6 protein-coding genes are annotated in these 8,374 nt (G+C 70.5%); 1 reads left to right on the top strand and 5 read right to left on the bottom strand.

Going from position 1 to position 8,374, the window contains the following annotated elements; genetic code table 11:
- Positions 1-413: 413 nt before the first annotated feature.
- From C1I95_RS29455 to ngcE, 3 genes are read right to left on the bottom strand one after another with little or no spacing between them, the layout of a single operon-like run.
- Positions 414-1,316: a carbohydrate ABC transporter permease gene (locus C1I95_RS29455; protein ID WP_111218751.1), complete on the bottom strand. Its 903-nt coding sequence runs from the start codon at positions 1,314-1,316 to the stop codon at positions 414-416.
- The gene (locus C1I95_RS29450; RefSeq protein WP_111218749.1) at positions 1,313-2,221 is read right to left on the bottom strand and encodes a carbohydrate ABC transporter permease; all 909 of its coding nucleotides are present in this window, start codon (positions 2,219-2,221) and stop codon (positions 1,313-1,315) included. Before C1I95_RS29450 ends, C1I95_RS29455 begins: the two co-directional genes overlap by 4 nt.
- A 14-nt stretch (positions 2,222-2,235) precedes the next feature.
- Positions 2,236-3,651: an N-acetylglucosamine/diacetylchitobiose ABC transporter substrate-binding protein gene (ngcE, locus tag C1I95_RS29445; RefSeq protein ID WP_111218747.1), complete on the bottom strand. Its 1,416-nt coding sequence runs from the start codon at positions 3,649-3,651 to the stop codon at positions 2,236-2,238.
- Positions 3,652-3,847: 196 nt separating this feature from the next.
- Between ngcE and C1I95_RS29440 the strand changes: the two genes are divergently transcribed.
- Complete coding sequence (locus C1I95_RS29440; RefSeq protein ID WP_111218746.1) at positions 3,848-5,302, top strand: acyltransferase family protein; 1,455 nt, start codon at positions 3,848-3,850, stop codon at positions 5,300-5,302.
- Here the strand turns inward: C1I95_RS29440 and C1I95_RS29435 are convergent.
- A complete protein-coding gene (locus tag C1I95_RS29435) occupies positions 5,274-6,764 on the bottom strand; it encodes a CoA-acylating methylmalonate-semialdehyde dehydrogenase (protein WP_111218744.1) in 1,491 nt (496 codons plus the stop codon). The two genes, C1I95_RS29440 and C1I95_RS29435, sit on opposite strands and share 29 nt — an antisense overlap.
- Complete coding sequence (locus C1I95_RS29430) at positions 6,761-8,074, bottom strand: aspartate aminotransferase family protein (RefSeq protein WP_111218742.1); 1,314 nt, start codon at positions 8,072-8,074, stop codon at positions 6,761-6,763. Before C1I95_RS29430 ends, C1I95_RS29435 begins: the two co-directional genes overlap by 4 nt.
- Positions 8,075-8,374: the final 300 nt, after the last annotated feature.

Below are 8,374 nucleotides of genomic sequence, written 5' to 3'. Positions count from 1 at the left end.
CCCACCGCCCACCGCCGCATGATCATCCTCGATCCCGGATCGAGTGGCATCATTTCGATTCCGACACCACTCGATCCCTGATCTGGCGCCTCGCCATGCAGGCTTGGACGGGTGATCCGGTCGACACACACGGTGTCCGGTCCAGATCTTGGACAGTTTCCGTTAGCTCAAGACGGAAACTGTCCAAGATCTCGCGCCGGCATCTCACCATTTGGAAATACGGCGTGCGGGTGAGAGCCGCCAGACGCTCTCAGTCCTGGTGCACTCAACGTTCAAAACCAGGTGCTAGCGCTTTCCTTGCAGTTCGCGAGGAGATAGATGGACACCATTAGAAGGCCAGCACTCGCCGGCGTCAGGATCGGAATCAGGAACGGACCGCGGGCGGGCCGTAACCCGGGGCGCCGACGCGGGGGTTACTTGAGCTGGCCGGCGGTGAGGCCGGACTGCACCTGGCGCTGGAAGGCTACGTACACCAGCAGGACCGGCACCACGGCGATGGTGAGGCCCGCGAAGAGTTGCGCGTAGTCGCCGGCGTAGCCCTGGTTGACCGAGAGCGCGGCCAGCCCCTGGGCGAGCACCCATTTGGACTCGTCGCCCTGCATCAGCACCTGGGGCAGCAGGAACTGGTTCCAGTGGTTGAGGAAGTTGAAGATGGCCAGGCTGATCATTCCCGGTCTCGCCATTGGTAGCATCACCCGGAAGAAGAGCCGGAAATGGCCGCACCCGTCGACCAGCGCGGCCTCCGCGACCGAGGTCGGCAGGGTGCGGAAGAACGCGGTCAGGAAGAACACCGTGAACGGTAGCGAATACGCGGCGTAGACCAGGATCAGACCGGTCCAGGTGTTGAACAGACCGGCGTTGCGGACCACGAAGAACAGCGGCACCAGGGCCAGGAAGACCGGGAACATCAGCCCGCCGACGAACAGGTAGTAGAGCACCTGCCGGCCGCGGAACTCGTAGCGGGCGAAGACGTACGCGGCGGTGGCGCCGGTCAGCATGGTCAGCGTGACCGACCCGGTCACCACCACCAGGCTGTTGAGGAAGTACCGGCCGATGTGCGCGCCGGTCCAGGCCCGCGCCCAGTTGTCGAAGCGCAGCGCGCCGGGCAGCCCCCACGGGTCGGCCAGGATCTCGGCGTTGCTCTTGAACGAGCTGATCACCATCCACAGCAGCGGCAGCACGGTCACCGCGCCCCAGAACAGCAGGAAGCCGTGCGACAGCAGGTTGACCACGCCCAACTCGCGGCGGACCGGGCGGTCGGCACCAGCGGCGGGCGCGGCCGATGCCGGGGCGGCGGGATTGTCCAGTGTGGTCACGAGTACTCGATCCTGTCGCGTCTGCCCATCCGCAGCGCCAGCACCGCCACCGAGAGGGTGAGGAAGAACATCACCACGCCGATCGCCGAGGCGTACCCGAACTTGGTCTCGCTGCCGAACGCGGTGTCGTACATCCGGACGCCGATGACGTCGGTGGAGAAGTTCGGCCCGCCGTTGGTCATCAGCTGGACCAGGATGAAGCCGTCGAGGGCGAAGATGGCCAGGTACACCCAGGCGACCTGCACGGTGTCCCACAGCAGCGGGATGGTCACCTTCCGCAGGGTGGTGAGCCGGTTGGCGCCGTCGAGCATGACGGCCTCGTAGATCTCCTTCGGCACGGCGGACATGGCCGCGCCGAAGAGCACCACGTAGAAGCCGACGTTGCTCCAGATCATCACGGCCAGTACGCACCAGAAGGCGGTGCGGGGGTCACCCAGCCAGGTCGGCGCGGCCAGCCCCACGGCGTTCGTGGCGCTGGTGAGCAGGCCCTTGCTCGGGTGGTAAACCTCCTTCCAGAGCAGGGCGATGATGACCACCGAGAGCACCTGCGGGAAGAAGTAGACCGTCCGGTAGACGGCAGTGCCGCGGACCCCGGTCACCCCGGCCCGGCCCTTGCGACCGCCCATGTTGAGCATGGTGGCGAAGAACAGGCCGAGCACGATCGTCAGCACCGGCACCAGGGCGAGCAGGATCGCGTTGTTCTTCAGCGCGTTCCACACGTAGTCGTCGCGCCACAGGGCCTTGAAGTTGGCCAGCCCGACCGGGTTGGCCTCGGCGGAGTAGCCGAGCCAGTCGGTGGTGGAGATCTGGAACGCCTGTAGGTAGGGCGAGACCACGAAGACGACGTAGAGCAGCAGCGGCGGCACCAGGAAGGTGGCGATCAACGGGTACTTGCCGTGTTTCACGACGGGTCCTCAGGTCAGTCGGCCCGCTTGTACTTGGTGATCGAGCTGTCCTGGGCGATCGAGTCGGCGCCCTTCTGGCACTGGTCGAGGAACTCCGCCGGGCCGATCCGCCCGCTGAAGAACTCGCCGCAGGCGGCGTCGACGAGGTTGCGCTCCAGCTTGCGGTAGTAGTTGTTGTAGACCCAGTTGAAGCCGTTGGTACCGGACGCGTCCAGCGCCTTGACCACCGTACCGAGGCCGAACGGCAGCTCGACGCCGTCGGTGGCGCCGGCCACCACAGTCAGGCTGGCCACCTTGCGGGTGAAGTCCTGGGCACCCTGGCGGGACAGCATCACGCGGAAGTATTCCAGGCCACCGGCGACGTTCTTCGCCTTCGCCGGCACCATGAACGGCTCCCCGGCGGTGCCGCGGATCGCCTCGAACGGCAGCTTGTCGCTGGCGCCCAGGCTCGGCGTCGGCTGCACGGTCATGTCGAAGCCGGCCGGAGTGACGTCGGCCTGCTCGCTCTCCAGCCAGGACCCGCACGAGATGAAGGCGGCCTTGCCCTGGCACCAGGCGGTCTGCGACTGCTTGTGGTCCAGGCCGGGCGAGCCCTCCAGGATGTAGCGGTCCTTGACGATCTGGTGCCAGGCGTCGGCCGCCATCCGCATCGCGTCGGAGCGCCAGGCGTTCGGCTCCAGGTTGTCGATGGCGGTGGCGACCTGCGGCCCGCCGAACTTGATCGCCGTCGAGATCACCGGCCAGCTCATGTAGCGGGGGTGGATCCCGGCGTACGTCCAGGGTGCGATGCCGGCGGCCTTGATCTGCTTGCAGAGTGCGATGTGGTCGTCCCAGGTCTTGGCGTACGCCCAGCCCCGGTCGGCGAACAGCTTGGTGGAGTGCCAGATGCCGTAGACGGTGTAGGTGTAGTTCATCACCAGGAACTTCCCGTCGTACGAGCCGACCTCGACCGCGCCCGGCAGCAGGGTCTCCCGCACCGTCCTGCCGGGGACGTCGAGGCTCGGCGCGTCGAGCAGCTCACCCAGGTCGGCGAGGGCGTTCTGGGAGACCAGACCGTTGAAGTCGATCTGGCCGGCGCCGGAGTTGTTGACCACGTCGGGCGGGGTGCCGTCGACGAAGCGGGGCTGGAGCGTCTTGCTGATCTCCTGGGTCGCCGAGTGGTTGATCTTCGCCTTCGGGTACCGGTCGGTGTACATCGCCTGGTGCGCCTGGGCGTACTCCTCGCCGAACCCACCGTTGAAGATCACCACCTCCAGGGGCGCATCCTCGGCGACCCCCAGCGGGTTCTGCTCGCTCTTGGTGCCCCGGTAGCTGTCGCCGCCGCCGTCGTCGCCACCACCGCCGGTGGCGCAGCCGGCGAGCAGCCCGGCGGCGGGGGTGGCCAGCAGGCCGGCGGCGGCGGTCCGCCGCAGGATGTCACGCCTGTTCATGCTCTCTCCTCGGGTCCGGTCTGCGGCGGTCGCCGCAAGGGGGTGGCGGCCGCCGGTCGAGGCACAGGGGGAAGTTTGTCTTCAGTTCTCAATAGCTTGCTGAAGAATTTCTACGGCAGCGGGGCGTCGACTTCAAGCCCTGGGGCCCGAACCGTTATCACCCCGGTCACCGCCACGGCTGGCATACCCTCGGATCATGCGCCGCCTGGCCCGACTTGCCGCACGGACCTCGGCCGACCGCGAGCGCTACCTCGACCTGCTCCGCGGGCTGGCGATCATCATGGTTGTCCTCGGTCACTGGACGATCGCCACCATCTACTACAACCAGCACGGTCAGCCCGACGGCCACTCGGCCCTGCCCGCGATCCCCTGGGCCTACCCGCTGACCTGGGCCGTCCAGGTCATGCCCGTGTTCTTCCTGGTCGGCGGGTACGCCAACGCCGCCTCGCTCGCGGCGCACCGCGCCCGTGGCGGCGACGCGACCGGCTGGCTGCTCGGCCGCAGCGCCCGGCTGCTGCGCCCGACCACCGCGCTGGTGCTGGTGCTCGCCGGCGGCTCGCTGATCGCCCTGCTGGTCGGCGTCGAGGCGAGCCTGATCCGCACCGTCGTCTGGTTCGCGACCATCCCGCTGTGGTTCCTCGCCGCCTACTTCGCGGTGGTGCCGCTGACCCCGCCGATGTACGCGCTGCACCGCCGCTTCGGGCTGGCGGTGCCGGCGGTCCTGGCGCTCCTGGTGGCCGCCGGCGACCTGGGTCGCGTGCTCGGGCCCGCCGGGGTGGCCCTGCCCAGTTACCTGTTCGGCTGGCTCGCCATCCACCAGCTCGGCTTCGCCTGGTACGACGCCCGCCGGGGCCACTGCCGACCGGACACCATGCCGACCGGCGGACACGCCGGGATCCGCACCCGGTGCCTGCCCATGTCGCGCCGGGCCGCGTTGACGATGATCGCCGGCGGGCTCGCCGTCGCGGTGCTGCTCACCGGACCCGGCCCCTACCCGGTCAACATGATCAGCCTGCCCGGCGAGCGGCTGGCCAACGCCGCCCCGCCGAGCGTCGCGCTGCTCGCCGTGGCCACCGCCCAGCTCGGCCTGATCCTGCTGCTGCGCGAGCGGGCGGAGCGTTGGCTGCACCGCAGCCGCCCCTGGCAGGCGGTGATCGCCGTCAACTCGGTGGTGCTCACCGTCTTCCTGTGGCACCTGAGCGCGGTGGTGCTGCTGGTGGGCGCGCTGTACGGGCTCGGCGCGCTGCCCACCCCAGCGGCCGGCTCGGCGGCCTGGTTCGCCTGGCGGCTGCCCTGGGTGCTGATGCTGGCCGTGGTGCTCGCCGGGCTGATCGCGATCTTCGGTCAGATCGAGGCCCGCACCGGCCGGTCCACCGGCCCTCCCGGCCGACCTGCCCAGGGCCGAGCCGGCGAGCGCGGCGCGGCCGGCCGCCCGCGGGGAGACGGGCGGCCAGCCGGCCGGTGGGCGAACACCCGCAGTGTGCTGACCGTCGCCGGTTTCGCCGCCGTCGTGTACGCCATGGCGGCCAACAGCGCGACCGCGAAAACCGCACCCGAGCCGCTCGGGCTGCCCGCCGCCGCGCTGGTGGCGTACCTGGCCGGGGCGGGCACCCTGCGGCTGCTCAGGTCTGGGTGGGGAAGCCGAGGTTGACCCCGCCGTGGCGCGGATCCAGCCACCGGCTGGTGACCACCTTGCCCCGGGTGAAGAACGCAACCCCGTCGGCCCCGTGCGCGTGCAGGTCGCCGAAGAGCGACGACTTCCAGCCGCCGAACGAGTAGTACGCCATCGGCACCGGAATCGGCACGTTGATGCCGACCATGCCGACCTCCACCTCGTGCTGGTAGCGCCGGGCGGCGCCACCGTCGTTGGTGAAGATCGCCGTGCCGTTGCCGTACGGGCTGGCGTTGACCAGCGCCACGGCCTCGTCGTACGAGCCGACCCGGAGCACCGAGAGCACCGGCCCGAAGATCTCGTCCGTGTAGATCGACATCTCCGGGGTGACGTGGTCGAACAGGGTCGGACCGAGCCAGAAGCCGTCCGGGTCGCCGTCGGGGTCGACCTCGCGACCGTCGACCACCGGCACCGCGCCGGCCAGCACCCCGGCCTCGACGTACCCGCGCACCCGGGCCGCGTGCGCGGCGGTGACCAGCGGGCCCATGTCGCAGCCGCGCCGCCCGTCGCCGGTACGCAACCCGGCCATCCGCTGCGCGATCCGGGCCACCAGTTCGTCGGCCACCGGCTCGACCGCCACCAGCGCCGAGATCGCCATGCACCGCTCCCCCGCCGAGCCGAACCCGGCGTTCACCGCCGCGTCGGCGGCCAGGTCCAGGTCGGCGTCGGGCAGCACCACCATGTGGTTCTTCGCCCCGCCGAGCGCCTGCACCCGCTTGCCGGCCGCGGTGCCGCGCTGGTAGACGTACCGGGCGACCGGGGTGGAGCCGACGAACGACACCGCCTTGACCGCCGGATGATCCAGCAGCGCGTCGACCGCCTCCTTGTCGCCGTTGACCACGTTCAGCACCCCGTCGGGCAGGCCCGCCTCGGCGAACAGCTCGGCCAGCAGCAGCGCCGCGCTCGGGTCCTTCTCGCTCGGCTTGAGCACCACAGCGTTGCCGGCGGCCACCGCCACCGGGACGAACCAGAGCGGCACCATGACCGGGAAGTTGAACGGGCTGATCACCGCGACCACCCCGAGCGGCTGCCGCAGGCTGTACGAGTCGACCTCGGTGGAGACGTTCTCGCTGAAGCCGCCGCGCAGCGCCGATGGGATGCCGCAGGCGTACTCGATGACTTCCAGCCCGCGCTGCACCTCGCCGGCGGCGTCGGCGAGCACCTTGCCGTGTTCGGCGGTGATCAGCTCGGCGAGCTGGTCGCGGCGGGCGTGCACCAGCTCGCGGAAGGCGAACAGCACCGCCGTCCGCTTCGCCAGCGACGCGTCCCGCCAGCTCCGCGCGGCCCGCTCGGCGGCCTCCACCGCGGCGGCGACGTCCGCGGCGGAGGCCAGCTCCACCTCGCCGGTACGCCGGCCGGTGGCCGGATCGAAGACGTCCCCCCGCCGGGACGAGGTGCCGCCGACCCGCTTGCCGTCCACGAAGTGTCCGATGAGGTTCATGCGGGCATCACCTCGGCGGCGGTGGCGGCGGAACGGATCGCCTCGACCAGGATGGCCAGGCCCTCGCGGGCCTCCTCCTCGGTCAGGGTCAGCGGCGGACCCATCCGCAGCACGTTGCCGTACAGCCCGCCCTTGCCGGCGAGCAGGCCACCGGCCTTGCACGCCTCGAAGACGCGAGCCGTCAGCGCCGGATCCGGCTCGGCGGTGCCCGGCCGGACGAACTCGACACCGAGCATCAGGCCCTTGCCGCGTACCTCGGCGACGCAGTCGAGGCCGCCCACGGCGGCGCGCAGGCCGTCGGCGAGGATCGCGCCGGTGCGGGCCGCGTTCGCCTGAAGGTCGTGGTCGAGCAGGTAGTCCAGGACCGCGTTGCCGGCGGCGGTGGAGATCGGGTTGCCGCCGAAGGTGGAGAAGCTGATCGCCGGCACCGATTCCAGCACGTCGGCCCGCCCGACCACGCCGGCCAGGGCGAACCCGTTGCCGATGCCCTTGGCGAAGGTGAGCAGGTCCGGCGTGACGCCGTGTGCCTGGTAGCCCCAGAAGTGCTCCCCGGTGCGTCCCCAGCCGGTCTGCACCTCGTCGGAGATGAACAGGATGCCCGACTCGTCGAGCACCTTCTTCCAGGCGGCGAAGAGGCCGTCGGGGGCGTGCACGAAGCCGCCGACGCCCTGGATCGGCTCGGCGATCAGGCAGGCCACGTCGCCGGCGGTCTGGGTGGCCAGCACCTCGCGCAGGTCCTCCACCGCCGCGTCGACCTGCTCGTCGGCGCCGAGCCGGGCGAGCAGGCCGCGGACCCGCTCGCCGGAGTGCAGCCAGGCCACCTGGAGCGGGCTGAGCGCGCTCGCCGACCAGCTGCGGTTGCCGGTGATGCCCATCGCCGCGTACGACCGGCCGTGGTAGCTGTTGCGCACGGCCAGGATCTGGTGCGAGCGGCGGTAGTTGGTGGCCACCAGCAGCGCCGCCTCGTTGGCCTCGGTGCCGGAGTTGGTGAAGAAGACCCGCGCGTCCGGGATGCCGGAGAGCCGGGCCACCTTCTCGGCCAGCTCGACCTGCTGGCGGATCAGGTAGAGCGTCGAGGTGTGCACGATCCCGGTGGCCAGCTGCCGTTGCACCGCCTCCCGGATCTCGGCGATGTCGTAGCCGATCATGTTGGTCAGCACTCCACCGAAGAAGTCCAGGTAGGTGCGGCCCTGCGCGTCGGTGACCCGACGGCCTGCGCCGGAGACGAGTTCGATCGGCTCGGCGTAGTAGAGCGGCATCCAGGACGGGAGCACGGCCCGGTGCCGGGCCAGCAGGTCGTCGGAGGTCATCGTCGCACCCTTCGGTTCGCGGTACCCGCACGCTTTCACCACCGTCGCTACCCGGACAAGTGCCAACGTGTCGCGCAGTGGCCCGCGCCCGTTGACAGAACGTCAACGCTTTTCGTCGCCGGCACCCGGCCTGGCCACGCTTCCGGTGGCGGCGTCGGCCTTCGACCTGCCCTTTTCGTCAATCGGCCCGATGACCCGGCCAAGATCCGGCCCGGGCCGGACCGGCGGCCGGTACGATCCGAGCCGTGCCCGAGCGTCCCGCCCCACCGCCCGGGCCCCCCGGCCCGGCCGGGTCACCGC

The organism is Micromonospora craterilacus, assembly GCF_003236315.1.
Lineage (GTDB): Bacteria > Actinomycetota > Actinomycetes > Mycobacteriales > Micromonosporaceae > Micromonospora > Micromonospora craterilacus.
The sequence above is the reverse complement of the archived record's forward strand: the minus strand, read 5'-3'. Positions and strand labels throughout refer to the sequence as shown.